Raw genomic sequence first — 19,194 nt, forward strand, 5'->3', positions numbered from 1 at the left:
GACGGCCGCGATCGACAGGACAGGGCCTAGCTGTCGAAGTCGACGGTGAGGGTCTCGGAGACGGGGAAGGACTGGCAGGTCAGTACGTATCCCGCGTCGACCTCGGACGGTTCGAGCGCGTAGTTGCGGCGCATGTCGGCCGCGCCCTCGGTGATGTGGGCGCGGCAGGTGCCGCAGACGCCGCCCTTGCAGGCGAACGGCAGGTCGGGGCGGACCCGGGAGGCGGCGTCGAGGATCGTGGACGCGCGGGGCAGCGCCGATGTGGTGGAGCGGCCGTCCAGGACGACGGTGACCTGGCTGACCGGCCCGTCGGCGCGCAGCTCCTCGTGCCGTACGACTGCCACCGGCTCCTCGCCCGCGAAGAAGAGCTCCTGGTGGATCCGGTCGGCCGGCACGCCGAGGCCGGCCAGCACCCGCCGGGCGTCCAGGACCATGCCGTGCGGGCCGCACAGCCACCAGTGGTCGGCGTCGGAGAGGTCGACCAGGCCGTCGACGAGCGCGGCCAGCCGGTCGGCGTCCAGGCGGCCGGTCAGCAGCTCGGCCTCGCGCGGTTCGCGGGACAGCACGTGCGCGAGCTGGAACCGTGCCGGATAGAGGTCCTTCAGGTCGGCGAGTTCGTCCGCGAACATCACCGAGCCGGTGCGGCGGTTGCCGTAGAAGAGGGTGACCCGGGAGTCGCGGTCGGCGGCGAGCACCGACTCGGCGATGGAGACCATGGGGGTGATGCCCGAGCCGGCCGCGATGAGCACGTGGTGTCCGGGTGTGGTCAGGTCGGGGGTGAAGGCGCCGGTCGGGCCCATCACCTCGACGGTGTCACCGGGCCCGACCTCGTTCACCAGCCAGGACGAGAACAGGCCGCCGGGGACGACCCGGACGCCGATCCGGGGCCGCGAACCGGCGGGAGAGCAGATCGAGTACGAGCGCCGCTCGTCCCGTCCGTCCACCTGGCGGCGCAGGGTGAGCGACTGGCCGGGCGCGAAGGCGAACTCCTGCGCCAGCTCCTCGGGGATGTCGAAGCTCACCGCGACCGCGTCCTCGCACAGCCGCTCCACCGCCGCCACCCGCAGGGTGTGGAAGGCCGGGCGGCGGCGCGAACGGCGTGCCTCGGCGGGGCCCGCGTCGGCGGGAGCCAGCAGGTCTTCCATCAGATCTCCTTGACGTACTCGAACGGTTCGCGGCAGGCGCGGCAGCGCCACAGCGCCTTGCAGGAGGTGGCACCGAAGCGGGAGGTCTCCTCCGTGTCCGTCGCGCCGCAGCGCGGGCACGGGACCACGCGGCGGACGGGCGACAGGAGCAGCGGTACGGGGCCGGGCGCCGGGCGCGGGGCCGGGCCGGGAGGCGCGATGCCGTGCTCGGCGAGCTTGCGGCGGCCCTCGGGCGTGATCCAGTCCGTGGTCCACGGCGGGTCAAGGACCGTACGCACCTCCACGCGCGCGTACCCGGCGTCCTGCAGCCGTGCGGCCACCGCCGCCCGCATCTCGGCCATCGCGGGGCAGCCGGAGTAGGTCGGCGTGAGGTCGGCGACGACCGTGCCCTCGGGGGTCGTCGTCACCGCGCGCAGCACCCCGAGGTCGGCGAGGGTGAGCATGGGCAGCTCGGGGTCAGGCACCTGCTCGGCGATGCGCCGGGCGCGGCGGGCGTCGGCCAGGACGGTCACCATGTCGCCTCCGGGTGGGCCCGGGCCACGCTCTGCAGTTCCGCCAGCAGCGGGGCGAGGTGCTCGGTGTGCGCGCCCGCGCGACCGGAGCCGGCCGCGGCCCGCGGCAGGTCCGGGAGGGCCAGGCCCGCGGCCTCGGTGACCTGCCGCAGGACGGCGACGACGGCCGCCTCCGCGTCGTGGGCCGCGAACAACTCCCGCAGGTACGGGGCCACTCCGTCGAGAGCGGCCTGCATACGGCGGTGGGACTCCTCGGTGCCGTCGCCGAGGCGGACGACCCACTCGGCCGCGTACTGCCGGTGGTACGTCAGCTCCTTCACGCCCTTGGCGGCGATGGCGGCGAGCACCGGGTCGGCGGAGCCGGCGAGCCGTTCGAAGTGGGCGAGGCGCCAGCTGGCGAGGACCAGCAGGCGTGCCAGGGAGAACGCGAAGTCCCCGTTGGGCAGCTCGGCGAGGCGTACATTGCGGAAGTCGTCCGCGTCGCGGAAGTAGGCGTAGGCGTCCTCGCCGCGTCCCGTGCCGTCGACCTGGCCGCAGCGGGCGTACAGCAGCCGGGCCTGGCCGAGCAGGTCGAGCCCGATGTTGGCGAGGGCGACCTCCTCCTCCAGCTCCGGTGCGCGCGTGGTCCACTCGGCCAGCCGCTGGGCCATGACGAGGGCGTCGTCGCCGAGCGACACACAGCACTCGGCGAGTCCGGCCCGGTCGACGTCCTCCGGGACGACCGTGCTCACGCCGTACAGCGGGTCCTCGAAGCCGGTGCCGAAGGCCCACCGGGCGTCGCTGTCGTCGTGCCCCTCGGCCAGGGACAGGTAGACGTGGTCGTCGCTCATGACCTGCTCCTAGATGTGCGGGACGTCGTCGGGGATGTCGTAGAAGGTGGGGTGCCGGTAGACCTTGTCCGCGCTCGGGTCGAAGAACGGGTCCTTCTCGTCGCGGGTGGAGGCGGCGATGTGCTCGGAGCGCACCACCCAGATGCTCACGCCCTCGTTGCGCCGGGTGTACAGGTCGCGGGCGTGGGTGAGCGCCATGCGGTCGTCGGCGGCGTGCAGCGAGCCGACGTGGACGTGGTTGAGTCCGCGCTTGCCGCGCACGAAGACCTCGTACAGGGGCCAGCCGTCCTTCTTCGTCTGCGTCTCGCTCATGCCGCCGCTCCCTTCCGCGTACGGGCGGCCTGCTTGGCGGCGTGCGCGGCAGCCGCCTCGCGCACCCAGGCGCCCTCCTCGTGCGCGGCCCGGCGCCGCGCCGTCCGCTCGGTGTTGCAGGGTCCGTCTCCGCTGATCACTCGCTTCAGCTCGGACCAGTCGGGGGTGCCGAAGTCGTGCCGGCCGCGCTCCTCGTTCCAGCGCAGCTCGGGGTCGGGCAGGGTCACGCCGAGCTTCTCGGCCTGCGGCACGGTCATGTCCACGAAGCGCTGCCGCAGCTCGTCGTTGCTGTGCCGCTTGATCTTCCAGGCCATGGACCGCGCCGAGTTGGGCGAGTCGTCGTCGGGCGGGCCGAACATCATCAGCGACGGCCACCACCAGCGGTCCACCGCGTCCTGGACCATCTCCCGCTGGGCCTCGGTGCCGCGCATCATCGTCATCAGCAGCTCGTAGCCCTGCCGCTGGTGGAAGGACTCCTCCTTGCAGATGCGCACCATCGCGCGCGCGTAGGGGCCGTAGGAGCTGCGGCACAGCGGCACCTGGTTGCAGATGGCGGCGCCGTCCACGAACCAGCCGATGACACCGACGTCGGCGAAGGACGGGGTCGGGTAGTTGAAGATCGACGAGTACTTCTGGCGGCCTTCGATCAGCCGCTCGGTGAGGTCCGCGCGGTCGGCGCCCAGGGTCTCGGCCGCCGAGTACAGGTACAGGCCGTGGCCGGCCTCGTCCTGGACCTTGGCGAACAGGATCGCCTTGCGGCGCAGCGACGGCGCGCGGGTGATCCACTCGCCCTCCGGCTGCATGCCGATGATCTCCGAGTGCGCGTGCTGGGCCACCTGCCGGATCAGCGTGTTGCGGTAGCCGTCCGGCATCCAGTCGCGCGGCTCGATCCGCTGGTCCCGCGCGATCGTCTCGTCGAAGCGGGCCTGGAGCTCGGGGGGCACCTCGTCCGGTGACGAGGTCCCGCCCTGCCGTGCAGTCATCCCTACCACCTTTGCCTACCGACCGTTCGTTCGGTTCATGATAGGACGAGTTCCCGTGATTTTGGAAGTGCCGGGAGCGGGGAGCCGGAGGGGGCCTCGGACCCGTGCCGCCCCTGCGACGGGGATAGAAAGCAGGCAAACGGGCACCCGGAGGAGGCACACCATTACTCCCCCAAGGAGTTGCGCCCATGTCAACGGGAACGCTTCTGGCGATCATCATTCCGATCGTGGTGGTGCTCGCCCTGGCCGCCGTGGCGGTCACACTCATGACGCGACGCCGTCACCTCCGGGAGCGCTTCGGCCCGGAGTACGAGCGGACCGTCGAAGGATCCGACAGCCGGCTCGCCGCCGAGCGCGAACTCAAGGCGCGCGAGAGGCGGCACGACGCGCTGGACATCAAACCGCTCCCCCCGGTCTCACGTGACCGCTACACGCGGGAATGGAACGGCGTCCAGGCGGAGTTCGTGGACCGCCCCGAGGACGCGGTGCACGACGCGGACCGGCTCGTGACCTCCCTGATGCACGACCGCGGCTACCCGACCGAGGGATTCGAGCAGCAGATGAAGGACCTCTCGGTGGAGCACGGCCGCACCCTCGAGCACTACCGGGCCGCACACGAGGTGGAATCCCTCAGCACCAACAGCCAGGCGACGACCGAGCAGCTGCGGGGTGCCATGGTGCACTACCGCGCACTGTTCGACGAGCTGATCTCCGACGGCGGCCGGGCCCAGCCCGCCCGGTCCTGACACCCTCGACCCGGCATGGAGGAACGCCATGCACAGCAATGACGACAGGGGTCGCAGCACCGGCGGCCTGACCACCGACGACCTCGCACAGCCCTCCGGCACGACCGCGGCCGGACCGGAAGAGACGAAGGGGGTCTCTCCCGGGCCCGGGACCCCGGTATACCCCGGCGAAAGCACCACGACGCACCAGACGCGGAGCGCGGCCGGCGCGACCGACCTGTCCGGCTTGGACCGCCCCGCCGCCGAGGGCCCGGACGCCGGAGCCGGCACCGCGGACGCCCGCGACGCTTCGACCGCTTCGAAGACCTCGGATACCCCGGAGACGTCGGACACATCGGACACGTCGGCCAGGTCGGCGGATTCGGACGAGGAGGCTCCGCAGCTCCTGACGGGAGCCGAGGACGAGGGCTTCCGCGACCGCTGGCAGAAGATCCAGACCAACTTCGTGGACGACCCCCGCGAGGCCGTGCACGACGCCGACGCCCTGGTCGCCGACGTCATGCAGACGCTGGCCACCACGTTCGCCCACCACAAGAAGGATCTGGAGGACCAGTGGGGGCAGGGTGAGAAGGTGGACACCGAGGAACTGCGCAGGGCCCTACGCCGCTACCGCTCCTTCTTCAACCGGCTGCTCAGCACGTGACGCATCCCCCCGGGACCCGGGCCGCACAGAGGTGCACCACCCTCTGACGGCCCGGGTCCGGCGCGTACGTCAGACCAGGAGCGTCCGCCCCTCCCGGGGCCTCAGGTAGACCGCCCATGTCACGGCGGAGCAGACCCCGTACGCGGCGAGAAACACCCAGTAGGCCGCGTCGCCGCTGGCGCCGGCGAGGAACGCCTGCCGGAACGCGACATTCACCAGGACCCCGCCGAACGCCCCGACCGCGCCCGCCAGTCCGATCAGCGCCGACGCCCGGCGCCGCGCGTCCCGCGCCGCGCCGGGCGCGTCCGCTCCGGCCGCCACCGCGATCTCCGCCTTGGCCTGGAAGATCGCGGGGATCATCTTGTACGTCGAACCGTTGCCGATCCCGCTCAGCATGAACAGGGCCACGAACCCGGTCAGGAAGAGCGGCAGCGAATGCTCCCGGGAAGCCGCGAGAACCACACCCGTGCCCACCGTCATCGCCATGAAGGCCCCCAATGTCACGGTGGCACCGCTCCAGCGGTCCGCCATCCTCCCGCCCAACGGCCGCCCGAGCGAGCCCAGCAGGGGGCCCAGGAACGTCAGGTACGCGGCCTTGACGGGGGTGTCGAACTGGTCGTGGAACTGCACCTGCAGGACCTGCCCGAAGGCGAAGCCGAAGCCGATGAACGAGCCGAAGGTACCGACGTACAGCAGCGACATGACCCAGCTGTGCGGCTCCCCGGCCACCTCGCGCAGGGCCCGCCTGTCGCTCTTCAGCGACGTCAGGTTGTCCATTCTCAGGGCCGCCCCGAGAGCCGCCAGCACGATCAGCGGCAGGTACACCAGCGGTACGAGCCGCGGATGCGCGGCGCCCGCCGTGGCCAGGACCAGGAGGCCGACGAGCTGCACCACCGGAACGCCGAGGTTGCCGCCGCCGGCGTTGACGCCGAGCGCCCAGCCCTTGAGGCGCTGCGGATAGAACGCGTTGATGTTCGCCATGGAGGAGGCGAAGTTGCCCCCGCCGACGCCGGCCACGCAGGCCGCGGCCAGCAAGGTGCCGTACGAGACTCCGGGCCGGAGCACGATCCCGGCCAGCACCGTCGGGACGAGCAGCAACAGGGCGCTGAACACGCTCCAGTTGCGGCCGCCGAACCTCGCCACCGCGAACGTGTAGGGCAGGCGCAGCACCGCGCCGAGCGCCGTGGGCACCGCGGTGAGGGTGAACTTGCCCGCCGCGTCGACGTGGTACTCCGGTCCGAGGAACAGCACCAGGACCGACCACAGGCTCCAGACCGAGAACCCGATGTGCTCGGACAGGACCGAGAAGACCAGGTTGCGGCGCGCGACCCGGGCGCCGGTCCGCTCCCAGAAGGCCTCGTCCTCCGGGCGCCAGTCCGTGATGCCGCGCCGACGGCCCGCGCCCTCGGGGGTACTCGTCCGCCCGGCGGTCTCCTCGGGCGTGCTCTTCGTTCCGACGGCACTGCTCATCAGCTGTCACCCGCTTGTCCGTGTGGTGGGGGCATGTGCTGCGGCGACGCTATGAGCGGCGGGTTTCGGGGACCGGCTCCCCGCCGCTCAGCCGTGCTACGGCTCGCGCACACCCGTTCCGGCCGGCTGTGAGGTCGCGGGCGCGCGGTCGCGCACCGGCCAGACCCGCAGCCGTGCCGGGGCGCCGTCCGGGGTGGTGGGCTCGTCGAGGCAGCGTCCGTCACGCAGGTCGAAGACCTGCTTGTACATCGGCGACGCCACCGTCGGGGCGGCGCCCCGGCTGCCGAGGATGCCCCGCGCCATCACGTACGCGCCGCTGAAGGGGTCACGGTTGTCGACCGCGTACAGCGCGCCGGCGCGGTCCCGGAAGACCGCCACCTGCTCGCCGCCGGCGCAGAGGACGGCCACGCCCCGACCGGGGAGCAGGTCCTCGTGGGCGCAGGCACGGGACCATGCGGCGCCGTCGAAGATCTCCACGTCCCTGTTCACGCGGTACGCACCTCCAGGCGGGGGCCGGCCACCAGGGCCGGGGAGAGGATCGTCCCGTGCTCGTCCGGCCGGGCGGGGCGGACCTGGCCGCGTTCCGGTACGAAGGTCACGGCGGGGTCGGGTGTGCCGGGAGCGTTGACGAAGGAGACGAAACGACGCAGCAGCTCGGGGTCGGCCAGCACGGCGGCCCACTCGTCCTGGTAGCCGTCGACATGGCGCTCCATCAGGGCGTCCAGTTCCGCGCACAACCCCAGCGCGTCGTCCATGACGACCGCTCGCACGTGGTCGAGGCCGCCTTCGATCCGGTCGAGCCAGACGGAGGTCCGCTCCAGCCGGTCCGCGGTCCGGATGTAGAACATCAGGAACCGGTCGATGGTCCGGATCAGCGTGTCGCGGTCCAGGTCGGCGGCGAGCAGGTCGGCGTGGCGGGGTGTCATCCCGCCGTTGCCGCCGATGTACAGGTTCCAGCCGGTGGAGGTGGCGATGACGCCGAAGTCCTTGCCCTGCGCCTCCGCGCACTCGCGCGCGCATCCGGAGACGGCGGACTTGAGCTTGTGCGGCGAGCGCAGTCCGCGGTAGCGCAGCTCCAGCTCGATCGCGAGGCGGACCGAGTCCTGCACGCCGTATCGGCACCAGGTCTCGCCCACACAGGACTTCACGGTGCGCAGGGACTTGCCGTAGGCGTGCCCGGACTCGAATCCGGCGTCCACCAGCCGCCGCCAGATCACGGGGAGTTGGTCGACGCGGGCGCCGAACAGGTCGATCCGCTGGCCGCCGGTGATCTTCGTGTAGAGGCCGAAGTCGCGGGCGATCTCGCCGATGGTGATCAGGCCGTCCGGGGTGATCTCGCCGCCCGGGATCCGTGGCACGACGGAGTAGGAGCCGTTGCGCTGCAGATTGGCCAGGAAGTGGTCGTTGGTGTCCTGCAGGGCCGCCCGCTCGCCGTCAAGGACGTGGCCGCTGTCCAGGCCGGCCAGGATCGAGGCGACGGCCGGCTTGCAGATGTCGCACCCTTCGCCGCTGCCGTGCCGGTCGACCAGGGCGGAGAACGTGGTGATGCCGGTGATCCGGACGATCTCGTACAGTTCCGTGCGGGTGTGCGTGAAGTGCTCGCACAGGCTCTTGTCGACGGTGACACCGCTCGCCCGCAGTTCCTCGGTCACGAGGGTGCCGAGGAGTTTGACGCAACTGCCGCAGCCGGTGCCCGCCTTGGTGCATTTCTTGACGTCGGGGACGGTGGCGCAGCCCTGGTCGCGGACCGCGGCGCGGATCTGTCCCTTGCTCACATTGTGGCAGGAGCAGACGACGGCGTCGTCCTGGAGGGTGACCGGTCCGGCGGGGCCGAGTCCGGCGGGCAGCACCAGCTGTTCGGGGGCTGTGCGCAGCGGCTCGCCGCCGATCGCCAGGGGCCGCAGCAGTCCGTAGGAGTCGGTGTCGCCGACCAGGACGCCGCCGAGCAGTTCTCCTTCGCGGCCGATGACGAGCTTCCGGTAGACGCCGTTGCGGCTGTCGCTGTAGAGGACGTCGAGTGCCCCCTCCGTCGCGCCGTGCGCGTCGCCGAAGCTGGCGACGTCGACGCCGAGGAGCTTGAGCTGGGTCGAGGTGTCCGCGCCGGTGAACGCGTCCTCGGCGCGGTGTGCGCCGGCGACCGACCGGGCCGCGGTCTCCGCCATGGCGTATCCGGGGGCGACCAGGCCGTAGACCCTGCCGTCGGCGGCCAGCGCGCACTCCCCGATGGCGTGGACGTGCGGGTCGGCGGTGCGGCACCGCTCGTCCACGACGATGCCGCCGCGCTCTCCGACGGCGAGGCCGCTCTCCCTGGCCAGCTGGTCGCGCGGTCGCACGCCGGCCGAGAAGACGACCAGGTCGGCCGGCAGCCGGCGGCCGTCGGAGAGTTCCATGCCGCACACGCGGCCGTTCGAGCCGGTGACGACGGCCTGGGTGCCCGCTCCCGTGTGGACGGTGACGCCCAGTTCCTCGATCTTGCGTCGCAGCAGCCGTCCGCCTCCGTCGTCGATCTGGAGGGCCATGAGGCGGGGCGCGAACTCGACGACGTGGGTCTCGAGGCCCAGCGCGGTGAGCGCGCCCGCCGCCTCGAGGCCGAGCAGGCCACCGCCGACGACCACCCCTGTCGTCGCCTGCCCGGCGTCGGCGCGGATCGCCTCCAGGTCCTCGATGGTCCGGTAGACGTGGCAGCCCTCGGCGTCGTGGCCCGGTACGGGCGGCACGAAGGGGTAGGACCCGGTGGCCAGCACCAGATCGTCGTAGTGCAGTACCTGGCCGGAGGCGGTGGTGACGGTCCGCGCGGCCCGGTCGATCGCGACGGCCGGTTCGGCCAGGCGCAGGTCGATGCCGTGGTCGGCGAGGAAGCCCGGCGGGGTCAGGGACAGTCCCTCGGCGTCGGTGCCGGAGAACCAGGAGGTCAGGTGGACCCGGTCGTAGGCGGGGCGCGGCTCCTCGGCGAGTACGGTGATCCGCCGGCCCGCCGCTCCGGGCAGCCCGGTCAGCGCCTCCAGGAAACGTTGACCGACCATGCCGTGGCCGACGAGGACGAGATCCTTGAGCGGGCCGGACGACGGGGAACTCTGGCGATGGGTCATGGCGAGACTCCGTACGAGGTGAGCAGGTGCAGGGGTCGGTCGGGAATCGGCGCGTCGCGCTCGAAGGCGCGGGTGAGTTCGCCCACGGTGGCCACGTCGCCGAGCAGGATCGCGCCGACCAGCCGCTCGCCGCGCAGCACGAGCTTCTTGTAGCTGCCGCGCGTCGCGTCCGTCAGCCGCAGCACGCTCAACTCGGGATCGGCGGCCAGGTCCTCGGCGTCGAGGCGGGCTTCGCCGCAGACCGCGTACTCCAGGGGTCCCGCGCTGAGCCGGGCCAGCGGGCGTGAGCCGTGGTAGAGCGCGGCGGGGTCCGCGCCCGAGAGGCGTGCCGCGAGGACGTCGGCCTGCTCCCAGGCCGGGCCGGCCAGTCCGTACACCGTGCCGCGGTGCTGAGCGCAGTCACCGATGGCGTGTACGTGCGGCGCGGACGCGGCCAGGGTGTCGTCGACGAGGACGCCGGTGTCGACGGCCAGCCCGGCGGCGTGGGCGAGCGCGGTGCGCGGCCGGACGCCGCAGGCGAGGACGATCAGGTCGGTGCCGAGGCGGTAGCCGTTGGCCAGCTCGACGGCGCTCCGGCCGGCGCCGCTTGCGTCGGTCACCGCGCGGGCGCGGTTGTTCGGGTACACCTGCACGCCCAGTCGCCCGAGTCCGGCGCGCAGCGCGGCGGCCGCCTCGGCGTCGAGCTGGCGCTCGATCAGGTGCGGTCCCTGGTGGACGATCTCGACGTCCAGTCCGAGGGCGCCCAGCGCCCTGGCGACGCTGACGCCGAGCACTCCGCCCCCGATGATCACGGCGCGGCGTGCCCTGCCGACGTCCTCGGCCAGCCGGGCGCAGTCGGTGAGGGTGCGCAGGCAGTGAACGCCGTCGCGCAGCCCGGCGCCGTCGGGGCGGCGCAGGCCCCGGATCGGGGGGAGTACCGGGTTGGCTCCGGTCGCGAGGACGAGTTCGTCCCAGGGTTCGCCGCGGCCGCCGGCCGGCGTCAGCGTGCGCGCGGCGAGGTCGAGGGCCACGGCCTCGCTGGCGGTGCGCAGTTCGGCGGCACCGGTCGGCAGCGTCACCGCCTCCGCCGCGTAGCGTCCGGTCAGCACGTCGGCCAGCAGGACCCGGTTGTAGGGGGCGCGGGCCTCCGCCCCGTAGAGCGTGACCCGGGCCGTACCGCCGAGAGCGTCGTAGCGCTCCGCGAAGCGTGCCGCGGCCATGCCGGCTCCGACGACCGCGATGTGCGGGCCGCTCATGCGTGCGGCCCCTCGGCCGGAGTCGGTGCCGTGGCCCGTGCCGCTTCGACCCGCACCGCGCAGAGCTTGAACTCGGGCATCTTCGAGGTCGGATCCAGCGCGGGATTGGTGAGTGTGTTGGCCCGGCCCGCACCCGGCCAGTGGAACGGCATGAAGAGCGTGTCCGGCCGTATCGTGTCGGTGATCCGGGCCGGCGCGACCGCCCGGCCGCGCCGGGAGGTGACCACGAGCAACTCCCCCTCCTCGATGTCCAGTTGCCGTGCCAGCTGTGGATGAAGCTCCACGAACGGCCCGGGTGCGGCGGCGTTCAGTACGCCGACGCGCCGGGTCTGGGCCCCGCTCTGGTACTGCGAGAGCACCCGTCCCGTGGTCAGGTGGAGCGGGTACGCGGCATCGGGCTCCTCCGCTGCCGGCCGGTGGGTGACCGGGGCGAACCGGGCACGGCCGTCCGGCGTCGCGAAGGAGTCCAGGAAGAGCCTCGGTGTACCGGGGTGGTCCTCGGCCGGGCACGGCCAGAAGACGCCGTCCTCGGCGCGGATCCGGTCGTAGCTGATGCCCGCGTAGTCCGCCTGGCCGCCTGCCGAGGCACGCCGTAGTTCCTCGAAGACCGTCTCCGGGTCGTCGTCGAAGCCCTGCCCGGCCCCGAGGCGTCCGGCGAGCTCGCGCAGCAGCCAGAGGTCGCCCCGCACCCCCTCGGGCGCGTCGACCGCCCGCTGGCGCAGGATCACCCGGCCCTCCAGGTTGGTCATCGTGCCGGTCTCCTCCGCCCACTGGGCACTGGGCAGAACGACGTCGGCGAGCTGTGCCGTCTCGGAGAGCACGAGGTCACTGACGACCAGCAGGTCCAGGGAGCGCAGCCGCTCCGTCACATGGGCGGCGTGCGGGGCGGAGACCACGGGGTTCGATCCCATGAGGAACAGCCCGCGCAGGCCGTGCGGTGCCGGACCACCGAGGCTGTCCAGAAGTTCGTAGGCGGAGCGGCCGGTTCGCGGCAGGGTGGCCGGGTCGACACCCCAGACGCGGGCGACGTGCTCGCGCGCGGACGGGTCCTCGATCGAGCGGTAGCCGGGGAGCTGGTCCGCCTTCTGGCCGTGCTCGCGGCCGCCCTGCCCGTTGCCCTGACCGGTGAGGCAGCCATAGCCGGAGTACGGTCGGCCCGCCTTGCCCGACGCGAGGCAGACGTTGATCCAGGCACTCACCGTGTCGGTGCCCTTGCTCTGCTGCTCCGGCCCGCGCGCGGTCAGCACCATGCCGCTCGCGGCCTCGCCGAAGTGGTGTGCCACCTCGCGCAGTCGGGCGACGGCGACGCCGGTGAGCCGCTCGACGCGCTCCGGCCAGTGCGCCATCGCGGCCGCACGCGCCGGTCCGAACCCGACGGTGCGGGCGTCGACGAACTCCTGGTCGACCAGCCCGTCGGCGATCAGAAGGTGCAGCAGGCCCAGCGCGAGCGCCAGGTCGCTGCCGGGCAGCGGCTGCAGGTGGATGTCGGCCTGCTCGGCGGTCCTGGTGCGCCGCGGATCGACGACGATCAACCTGCCGCCGTTCTCCCGGAGTTCGCGGAAGTACCGCAGGGCGGGCGGCATCGTCTCCGCCGGGTTGCCGCCGACCAGGATCAGGCACTCGGTACGCGGGATGTCCTCCAGCGGGAAGGGCAGACCGCGGTCGAGGCCGAATGCGATACGGTTCGCCGCCGCGGCCGACGACATGCAGAAGCGCCCGTTGTAGTCGATGTTGGCGGTGCCGAGCGCCACCCGGGCGAACTTGCCCAACTGGTAGGCCTTCTCGTTGGTCAGTCCGCCGCCGCCGAAGACTCCGACGGCGTCGGCACCGTGCTCGGACCGGATCGCCGAGAGGCCCCGCGCGACCCGGTCCAGCGCGTCGTCCCAGCTCGCGGCCCGCAAGGCACCGCGCTCACGCACCAGCGGCGTGGTCAGACGGCTCGCCCTGCCGAGCAGCGCGGCGGCGGACTGTCCCTTCCCGCACAGCGCGCCCCGGTTGACGGGGAACTCCGGCCGCTCGACGACCGTCGTCCCGGCGCTCCCTGCCGTCGCCAGGCGCATGCCGCACTGCAGCGAGCAGTACGGGCAGTGGGTGTCGGTCGTGGTCGTCATGCCGTAGACAGTGACCACAGCCCGTTACGCCGGCTGGTCGGCCGTGTTGCGCCCGCGGTACACGTCGCTCACACCACGGGCCGGACGGGGTGCGCCGCAGGACATGTGCCGTAACACCGTGAAGCATTTCGCTAACCGGCGCGTGACGGCGGGGCAACCTGGCGGAAACCGCGTGCCCGGAGCCTGCGTCCATGGGCACCAACGTCAATCCCGCCCCGGCCGAGCCGGCGGGTCCGCTGACCGGGTTCACCGTCGGGGTGACCGCCGCGCGCCGTCGCGACGAACTGGTCGCGCTGCTGACCCGGCGCGGCGCACGCGTGGTCGAGGCTCCGGCCCTGCGCATCCTCCCGCTGGAGGACGACATCGCACTGCGCCGGGCCACCGAGTCGTGCCTCACCGCACCACTGGACTACGTCGTGGCGACCACGGGCGTCGGCTGGCGCGGCTGGATGAGCGCCGCCGACGGCTGGGGGCGGGGTGCCGAGCTGTCGGCCGTCTGCCGGGACGCGGTCGTCCTGACACGGGGGCCCAAGGCGACCGGCGCCGTCCGCGCCAGCGGGCTGGACGAGGCCTACTCCCCCGCGAGCGAGGCGACGGACGAACTCCTGACCTGGCTGCTGGCACAACCGCTGGCCGGCCGCCGCATCGCGGTGCAGGAACACGGCCTGCCGCTGGCCGCCTTCAGCGCGGCTCTCCGGGAGCGGGGTGCCGAGGTCGTCACGGTCCCGGTCTACCGCTGGGCTCCGCCGGAGGACCCGGGGCCGGTCCGGCGGCTGGTCGAGTCGACCGTACGCCGCGAGGTCCACGCCCTGGCCTTCACCAGCGCGCCCGCGATCACCGCCTTCCTGCAGACAGCGACCGCCGACGGCCTGCACGAGCGGGTTCTGGAGGCCATGTCCCGTGATGTCCTGCCGGTCTGCGTGGGCCCGGTGTGCGCACGGCCGCTGCTGGACGCCGGGCTGCCCGTGGTCTGGCCGGAACGCGGGCGTCTCGGCGCGCTCGTGCGGACGCTCACCGAGACGCTGCCCGCACGCGGCCGCCAGGAACTGCGTCTCGCCGGCCGTACGTTGGTGCTGCAAGGCAGTGCGCTCCTGGTCGACGAGGAGCGCTACTGGCTCTCGCCCAAAGGCGCGACGCTGCTGCGCGCACTGGCGGAACGGCCGGGCTGGGTCATCAGCCGCGCCGAACTCCTGCGCCGCGCCTGGGCGGAGTCCGACGCCGACGAGCACGCCGTGGAAGCCGCCGTCGCCCGGCTGCGCGCCGCGCTCGGCCCGCACAGCGACCTGGTCAGGACCGTGCCCAAGCGCGGCTACCGCCTGGCGGCGGGATGACCAGGACCGCTCCTCGGGCAGTCCCCGGCCGCCCGTTCCCGCCGACTCTTCTCGCCGTGGCCCACGGCACCCGGGACGCCGAGGGCGTCGCGGTCACCGACGCGCTGGTCGACCGCGTACGTGCCCTGCGGCCCGACCTGCGCGTGGAACGCTGCTTCCTCGATCTCGTCGCGCCCTCCCTGACCGAGGCCCTCGCCCGACTGCGCGGTGAGGTGGTCCTCGTGCCCCTGCTGCTCGGAGCCGGCTACCACGTCCGCGTCGACATCCCCGAGGCCCTCGCCTCGGCACCGCACCTGCGTGCCCGGGTGGCCGACGTCCTCGGCCCCCACCCCCTGCTGGCCGACGCCCTCGACGACCGTCTGGCCGAGGCCGGTTGGGGCTCGGGAGACGGGCCCGTCGTACTCGCCGCGGCCGGTTCCACCGATCCCCGCGCCAACGCCGGCGCCGCGGCCATGGCCGCACTGCTGCGCGTGCGGCTGCGGGGACGCCAGGACGTCGTCCCCGCCTACCTCTGCGCGGCCGGTCCCTCCCCCGCCGAGGCCGTCGCCGCCCTCCGCGCCGAGGGGCACTCCCGTATCGCCGTCGCCCCGTACCTGGTGAGCCCCGGCTTCTTCGCACGCCGCGCCGCCCGATCAGGCGCCCGCCTCACCTCGGCGCCGCTGGGCACGCACGCGTCACTGGCCCGCCTGGTCGCGCTCCGCTACGACCAGGCGCTCGGACGCCTGCCCCTCGGGGAGGAGGGGCGGCCGGGGGGGGCAGGGCACGGCTCGACAGGGAGGAGGGGCGGGCCGGGGCAGGGCGCGGCTTGACGCGTGACGGCTGACGTTCCGCAGCGGCCGGGACCGCCGGTCCCCCGAGGCGACGGTCCCCCGAAGCGACGGTCCGGGGAATTCGGCCGTCGGTGCGGCGGCTCTCAGCCGCCGCGGCGCATCTGGGCCGCTTTTCGGGCCTCGGCGAGCTTGCGGGCCTCGCCGGCCTTCCGCGACTTGCCGCCGGTGCCGCGGGAGGCGTCCTTGCTGGTGCCCAGGCCACGGAAGGGGGCGTTGTGGTTCTTGGGCCGAGGTGCGGCGGGGCCGCCGTCGAGCGGGGTGCCGGAGGGGGCTTTGGCGCCGGTGATCCGGCTCAGCTCCGCCTCGCCCGAGCGCACCTTGGTGATCTTCGGCTCGACTCCGGCCTCGGCCATCAGCCGGCTCAGCTCACGGCGCTGGCCCGACAGCACCAGCGTGACGACGCTGCCGGGCTCCCCCGCCCGGGCGGTGCGGCCCGCGCGGTGCACATAGTCCTTGGGGTCGGTGGGCGGGTCGACGTTGACCACGAGATCAAGGTCGTCGACGTGCAGGCCGCGCGCCGCGACGTTGGTCGCCACCAGAACGGTGACCTGGCCGTTCTTGAACTGCGCGAGGGTGCGGGTGCGCTGCGGCTGGGACTTGCCGCTGTGCAGGGCCGCCGCGTGCACCCCGCTGGCCCGCAGATGCCGGGTGAGCTGGTCGACGGCGTGCTTGGTGTCCAGGAACAGCAGCACACGACCGTCGCGGGCGGCGATCTCCGTGGTGACGGCGTACCGGTCGGGGCCGTGGACGACCAGAACGTGATGGTTCATCGTCGTGACCGCGCCCGCCGACGGATCGACCGAGTGGACGACGGGGTCGTGGAGGTATCCGCGGACCAGCTGGTCGACGTCGCGGTCCAGGGTGGCCGAGAACAGCATCCGCTGCCCGTCGGGACGCACCTGGTCGAGCACCTCGGTGACCTGCGGCAGGAAGCCCATGTCGCACATCTGGTCGGCCTCGTCGAGGACGGTGATCCGCACCCGTCCCAGACGGCAGTCCTTGCGCTCGATGAGGTCCTGCAGACGGCCCGGGGTGGCCACGACGACCTCGGCTCCGGCGCGCAGCGCGGCGGACTGCCGGCCGATCGACATACCGCCGACGACGGCGGCCATCCGCAGCCGCAGCGCCTCGGCGAACGGCGCGAGCGCGTCGGTGACCTGCTGGGCCAGCTCCCGGGTGGGCACCAGGATCAGCGCCAGGGGCTGCTTCGGTTCCGCGCGCCGCCCTGCTGTCCGTGCGAGCAGCGGAAGGCCGAAGGCGAGCGTCTTGCCCGATCCGGTGCGCCCGCGCCCCAGGACGTCACGTCCCGCGAGGGCACTGGGCACCGTGGCCGCCTGGATCGGGAAGGGCTCGCGCACACCGAGTTCGGTCAGCTTCCGCAGCACCTCGGCCGGCAGTCCCAGGTCGGCGAAGGAAGCGGCCGGCGACTCCGCGGGGGCAGCGGTCACCGGCTCGGTGAGGCCGTCGTGCGAGGTGCCGGGGCGATCGGGGTGATTCACGAAGAGCCTTCCGCAGAGGAACGTACCGAGGAAGGCCCGGCAGGAACGAGCGACCGACGAGACAAGGGCCACCGAGAGGGCAGAACCGTCAGCCGCCATGAGTGCGCAAAGAGTGGAGAGTAACACGGAGCGCCGACCGCCGCCGCAGCCCCCTTCTCCCTTGATGGCCAAAATGTGACATATACGGCATGTGTGAGAAAATGGCAAACGCAGGATCATGCGCAGGTGGGTTCGCCGGAACCCTCGACTGGAGGGGCTCAGACAGGCGAGAGGAGCGCACCATGATCGCCAAGCTGCTCGGCAAACTGTCCTTCGCCCGCCGCTACGGCGCGTACGGGGCCCACGAATGGGACGCGTACGCCGGCGAGGACTGAGTCTGACGACAATCCCTGCGGGCGCCCCCGGGCGCCCGCAGGAGTGCGGCCGCGCCGCCGACGGAATCAACCCGGACAGGCGGACGTAATCGACCCGAACAGGCGGACAAGCCGACAGGCCGACAGGTACGGATGTCGGGGGACGATCTCATGGACCGGATGAACGAGCCGCCCCGGTTGTCCGGGGGCGGCTTCGCAGCCTGGAGCCGTGACCGGCTGGCGATGGCACGCCGCGGCGCCGACGAGTGCGGGGACGTCTGGCAGCTGGAGCCGGGTGTCTACGTGGCCGCCACGGCCGGACCGTGTGGAGCGGTGCTGCACCGCGCGCAGGACTTCCCCAAGGCGCCCTCGCCCCTCTTCCCGCCGTTGAAAGGGTCGAACGGAGCACCGACGGCGGCGGAGCGTACGCACGCTCACGCCGCCCGTATGCGCGGACTGCGCGCGCAGGCGGTCGCGGCCCGGATCGGTGAGATCGCAACCGGAGCCGCGCTCTTCGCCGAGCGGTGGCCCACGGACCGGGACGTCGACGTCCTGTCCGCCGCCCGGCACACCCTGGCGGAGATCGGCGTCCGCTACCTCTTCTCCGAGGACGCTGCGACCCTGCTGCCCTTCGCCGCACAGCTCTTCCTCGCCCGGGAAGTGCTCGTACGCCCCTCGCGCTGGGAGTGGCCGCGGTGGGTCCCCACACCGGCACGGCGGTTCCGCACCCGGCAGCAGACCGCTTTCACCGACGCGTTGCGGCCCATCGTCCGCCGGCGCCTTTCATCGGGCCGGCTCGGCGACGACGTGCTCGGGCAGATGCTCCTGCCCTCCGCCCGCTACGGCCCGCTGCCGGAAGAGGCGGTTCTCGACACCCTCCCCGGCATCACCGTCGCCACCTTCGAGGCGCCTACCCGGGCGGCCGGATGGATCCTGCTCCACCTGGCCCGGCACCCCCAGGCAGCGGACCGGGTCGCTGCCGAGGCCGCCTCGCTGCCCGCGGACCCGGCAGCGACGACCAGCGCCCACGTCGACGGCCTGCGGTACACCCGGGCACTGGTACGCGAGGTGCTCCGGCTGTACCCGCCGAGCTGGCTGCTGACCCGGCGGGCCACACGGCAGACTCAGCTCGCCGACTACACCATCGACGCCGGGTCCACCGTTCTCGTCTGCCCCTACACCGCACACCGGGACGCCCGCGAACACGCCGACCCGGACCGGTTCCGGCCCGAGCGCTGGCTCACCGCCGCGGGCTCGCCGGAGGACGCCGGGGCCTTCCTCTCCTTCGGCACCGGGCCGCACGGCTGCGAGGGAACCGCGCTGGCCATGGCGATGCTGACGCTCCTGACCGCGCACACGGCCCGCTGCCACCGCTTGAGCGAGCCGCCCGGCCCGGAACCCGGCTACCAAGTCACGACCTTCGAGGGCCTCGCGACCGCCGGCTTGCGCCTGCGTGCCACCGCGCGCGGCCCGGACCGGCCCCGCTCCCCGTGACCGACTCCCGTGTTCCGCCCCTCACGGTTCGCTCACCGTGTGCTGCTGGTCGAACTCGTCGGCGAGCAGGCCCATCATGATGAGGTCATGGTGCCGGCCGGCGAAGAAGACGTGTTCCCGAAGGCGCCCCTCCTCGGTGAAGCCGAGCCGACGTGTGAGTGCCAGCGACGCCTCGTTGTGGGCGAAGATCACCGCCAGGCACTTGTGATAGCGCCGCTCGGCGAACATGAAGCGCAGCAGCAGCGCAAGGGCCTCTGTCGCGTAGCCCCTGCCCCGGTGCTCGGCGCCGATCGTGACATCGAATTCGAACCAGCCCGAGCGAGGACCGGTGCGATGCGATCCGATCGTGCCGACCAGTTCCTTCCCGGCCCGCGTCTCGACTGCCAGCCGGAAGCGGTCGGCAACGCACTCGGCGAGGGCTTGCTCCTTCGCCCAGGCACGGTGGCTCTCGGCGGAGCGAGGCAGCTCCAGCCGGCTCCCCGGCCGCGCGTCGTCGTCGGCGAGGCGTGCGAATACTGTCCAGTCGTCGGGCTCGATAGCTCGCAGGCGTACCCGTTCACCGGTCCAGGACGATGCCATGCCCGATTGGAACACGCCGCGGTGCGCGCGAG

17 protein-coding genes are annotated in these 19,194 nt (G+C 72.9%); 5 read left to right on the forward strand and 12 right to left on the reverse strand.

From position 1 onward, the window contains the following. Positions 1-26: 26 nt before the first annotated feature. The 5 genes from paaE to paaA are packed head-to-tail and all read right to left on the reverse strand — an operon-like array spanning position 27 to position 3,782. Positions 27-1,145: a 1,2-phenylacetyl-CoA epoxidase subunit PaaE gene (gene paaE, locus ACF073_RS28885; RefSeq protein WP_392074330.1), complete on the reverse strand. Its 1,119-nt coding sequence runs from the start codon at positions 1,143-1,145 to the stop codon at positions 27-29. Further along, on the reverse strand, positions 1,145-1,660 hold the full coding sequence (paaD, locus tag ACF073_RS28890) for a 1,2-phenylacetyl-CoA epoxidase subunit PaaD (protein WP_392074331.1): 516 nt from the start codon (positions 1,658-1,660) through the stop codon (positions 1,145-1,147). Before paaD ends, paaE begins: the two co-directional genes overlap by 1 nt. Continuing rightward, entirely contained in the window at positions 1,654-2,487 is an 834-nt protein-coding gene (gene paaC, locus ACF073_RS28895) for a 1,2-phenylacetyl-CoA epoxidase subunit PaaC (protein WP_392074332.1), read from the reverse strand. Before paaC ends, paaD begins: the two co-directional genes overlap by 7 nt. Positions 2,488-2,496: 9 nt before the next feature. After that, positions 2,497-2,799: a 1,2-phenylacetyl-CoA epoxidase subunit PaaB gene (paaB, locus tag ACF073_RS28900; protein WP_392074333.1), complete on the reverse strand. Its 303-nt coding sequence runs from the start codon at positions 2,797-2,799 to the stop codon at positions 2,497-2,499. Next, complete coding sequence (gene paaA, locus ACF073_RS28905; protein ID WP_392074334.1) at positions 2,796-3,782, reverse strand: 1,2-phenylacetyl-CoA epoxidase subunit PaaA; 987 nt, start codon at positions 3,780-3,782, stop codon at positions 2,796-2,798. The genes paaB and paaA overlap by 4 nt, the downstream gene beginning before the upstream one ends. 188 nt (positions 3,783-3,970) lie before the next feature. Here paaA and ACF073_RS28910 point away from each other — a divergent pair, with 188 nt between their 5' ends. Together ACF073_RS28910 and ACF073_RS28915 are read left to right on the forward strand one after the other, a co-directional pair. After that, entirely contained in the window at positions 3,971-4,528 is a 558-nt protein-coding gene (locus tag ACF073_RS28910; protein ID WP_392074335.1) for a hypothetical protein, read from the forward strand. 28 nt (positions 4,529-4,556) lie between these two features. After that, a complete protein-coding gene (locus ACF073_RS28915; RefSeq protein ID WP_392074336.1) occupies positions 4,557-5,171 on the forward strand; it encodes a hypothetical protein in 615 nt (204 codons plus the stop codon). Positions 5,172-5,240: 69 nt separating this feature from the next. Here ACF073_RS28915 and ACF073_RS28920 read toward each other — a convergent pair whose 3' ends face one another. The 5 genes from ACF073_RS28920 to ACF073_RS28940 all read right to left on the reverse strand — a co-directional run bounded on the left by ACF073_RS28920 (position 5,241) and on the right by ACF073_RS28940 (position 13,076). After that, positions 5,241-6,641: a nitrate/nitrite transporter gene (locus ACF073_RS28920; RefSeq protein WP_392074337.1), complete on the reverse strand. Its 1,401-nt coding sequence runs from the start codon at positions 6,639-6,641 to the stop codon at positions 5,241-5,243. A gap of 96 nt (positions 6,642-6,737) precedes the next feature. After that, a complete protein-coding gene (locus ACF073_RS28925) occupies positions 6,738-7,118 on the reverse strand; it encodes a nitrite reductase (NAD(P)H) small subunit (protein ID WP_392074517.1) in 381 nt (126 codons plus the stop codon). 8 nt (positions 7,119-7,126) lie between these two features. After that, positions 7,127-9,730, reverse strand: coding sequence for a nitrite reductase large subunit NirB (gene nirB / locus ACF073_RS28930; protein ID WP_392074338.1), 2,604 nt, complete (start codon positions 9,728-9,730; stop codon positions 7,127-7,129). Then, positions 9,727-10,965, reverse strand: a complete 1,239-nt coding sequence (locus ACF073_RS28935) for an NAD(P)/FAD-dependent oxidoreductase (RefSeq protein WP_392074339.1) — start codon at positions 10,963-10,965, stop codon at positions 9,727-9,729. Before ACF073_RS28935 ends, nirB begins: the two co-directional genes overlap by 4 nt. After that, complete coding sequence (locus ACF073_RS28940) at positions 10,962-13,076, reverse strand: molybdopterin oxidoreductase family protein (RefSeq protein ID WP_392074340.1); 2,115 nt, start codon at positions 13,074-13,076, stop codon at positions 10,962-10,964. Before ACF073_RS28940 ends, ACF073_RS28935 begins: the two co-directional genes overlap by 4 nt. A gap of 191 nt (positions 13,077-13,267) precedes the next feature. Here ACF073_RS28940 and ACF073_RS28945 point away from each other — a divergent pair, with 191 nt between their 5' ends. Then, positions 13,268-14,407, forward strand: a complete 1,140-nt coding sequence (locus tag ACF073_RS28945) for a uroporphyrinogen-III synthase (protein ID WP_392074341.1) — start codon at positions 13,268-13,270, stop codon at positions 14,405-14,407. Between the two features lie 56 nt (positions 14,408-14,463). Next, positions 14,464-15,216 (forward strand): sirohydrochlorin chelatase, encoded by a 753-nt coding sequence (locus ACF073_RS28950; protein ID WP_392074342.1) that lies wholly within the window; start codon positions 14,464-14,466, stop codon positions 15,214-15,216. A 104-nt stretch (positions 15,217-15,320) separates the two neighbouring features. Here ACF073_RS28950 and ACF073_RS28955 read toward each other — a convergent pair whose 3' ends face one another. Then, positions 15,321-16,736, reverse strand: a complete 1,416-nt coding sequence (locus tag ACF073_RS28955; RefSeq protein ID WP_392074343.1) for a DEAD/DEAH box helicase — start codon at positions 16,734-16,736, stop codon at positions 15,321-15,323. Positions 16,737-17,260: 524 nt separating this feature from the next. Here ACF073_RS28955 and ACF073_RS28960 point away from each other — a divergent pair. Beyond that, positions 17,261-18,583: a cytochrome P450 gene (locus tag ACF073_RS28960; RefSeq protein ID WP_392074344.1), complete on the forward strand. Its 1,323-nt coding sequence runs from the start codon at positions 17,261-17,263 to the stop codon at positions 18,581-18,583. Between the two features lie 21 nt (positions 18,584-18,604). On the opposite strand, the gene ACF073_RS28965 is transcribed toward ACF073_RS28960, so the two are convergent. Further along, positions 18,605-19,162 (reverse strand): GNAT family N-acetyltransferase, encoded by a 558-nt coding sequence (locus ACF073_RS28965; protein WP_392074345.1) that lies wholly within the window; start codon positions 19,160-19,162, stop codon positions 18,605-18,607. Between the last annotated feature and the right edge of the window lie 32 nt (positions 19,163-19,194).

The organism is Streptomyces sp. NPDC015171, from assembly GCF_043079545.1.
Classification (GTDB): Bacteria; Actinomycetota; Actinomycetes; order Streptomycetales; family Streptomycetaceae; genus Streptomyces.

What these genes read in the sequence shown, in the direction of transcription:
- ACF073_RS28915 (WP_392074336.1), top strand. Translation starts at nt 4,557, where the DNA reads ATGCACAGCAATGACGACAGGGGTCGCAGCACCGGCGGCCTGACCACC.
- paaA (WP_392074334.1), bottom strand. Translation starts at nt 3,782, where the DNA reads ATGACTGCACGGCAGGGCGGGACCTCGTCACCGGACGAGGTGCCCCCC.
- ACF073_RS28920 (WP_392074337.1), bottom strand. Translation starts at nt 6,641, where the DNA reads ATGAGCAGTGCCGTCGGAACGAAGAGCACGCCCGAGGAGACCGCCGGG.
- paaB (WP_392074333.1), bottom strand. Translation starts at nt 2,799, where the DNA reads ATGAGCGAGACGCAGACGAAGAAGGACGGCTGGCCCCTGTACGAGGTC.
- paaE (WP_392074330.1), bottom strand. Translation starts at nt 1,145, where the DNA reads ATGGAAGACCTGCTGGCTCCCGCCGACGCGGGCCCCGCCGAGGCACGC.
- ACF073_RS28940 (WP_392074340.1), bottom strand. Translation starts at nt 13,076, where the DNA reads ATGACGACCACGACCGACACCCACTGCCCGTACTGCTCGCTGCAGTGC.
- paaD (WP_392074331.1), bottom strand. Translation starts at nt 1,660, where the DNA reads ATGGTGACCGTCCTGGCCGACGCCCGCCGCGCCCGGCGCATCGCCGAG.
- ACF073_RS28935 (WP_392074339.1), bottom strand. Translation starts at nt 10,965, where the DNA reads ATGAGCGGCCCGCACATCGCGGTCGTCGGAGCCGGCATGGCCGCGGCA.
- ACF073_RS28910 (WP_392074335.1), top strand. Translation starts at nt 3,971, where the DNA reads ATGTCAACGGGAACGCTTCTGGCGATCATCATTCCGATCGTGGTGGTG.
- nirB (WP_392074338.1), bottom strand. Translation starts at nt 9,730, where the DNA reads ATGACCCATCGCCAGAGTTCCCCGTCGTCCGGCCCGCTCAAGGATCTC.
- ACF073_RS28945 (WP_392074341.1), top strand. Translation starts at nt 13,268, where the DNA reads ATGGGCACCAACGTCAATCCCGCCCCGGCCGAGCCGGCGGGTCCGCTG.
- ACF073_RS28960 (WP_392074344.1), top strand. Translation starts at nt 17,261, where the DNA reads ATGGACCGGATGAACGAGCCGCCCCGGTTGTCCGGGGGCGGCTTCGCA.
- paaC (WP_392074332.1), bottom strand. Translation starts at nt 2,487, where the DNA reads ATGAGCGACGACCACGTCTACCTGTCCCTGGCCGAGGGGCACGACGAC.
- ACF073_RS28965 (WP_392074345.1), bottom strand. Translation starts at nt 19,162, where the DNA reads ATGGCATCGTCCTGGACCGGTGAACGGGTACGCCTGCGAGCTATCGAG.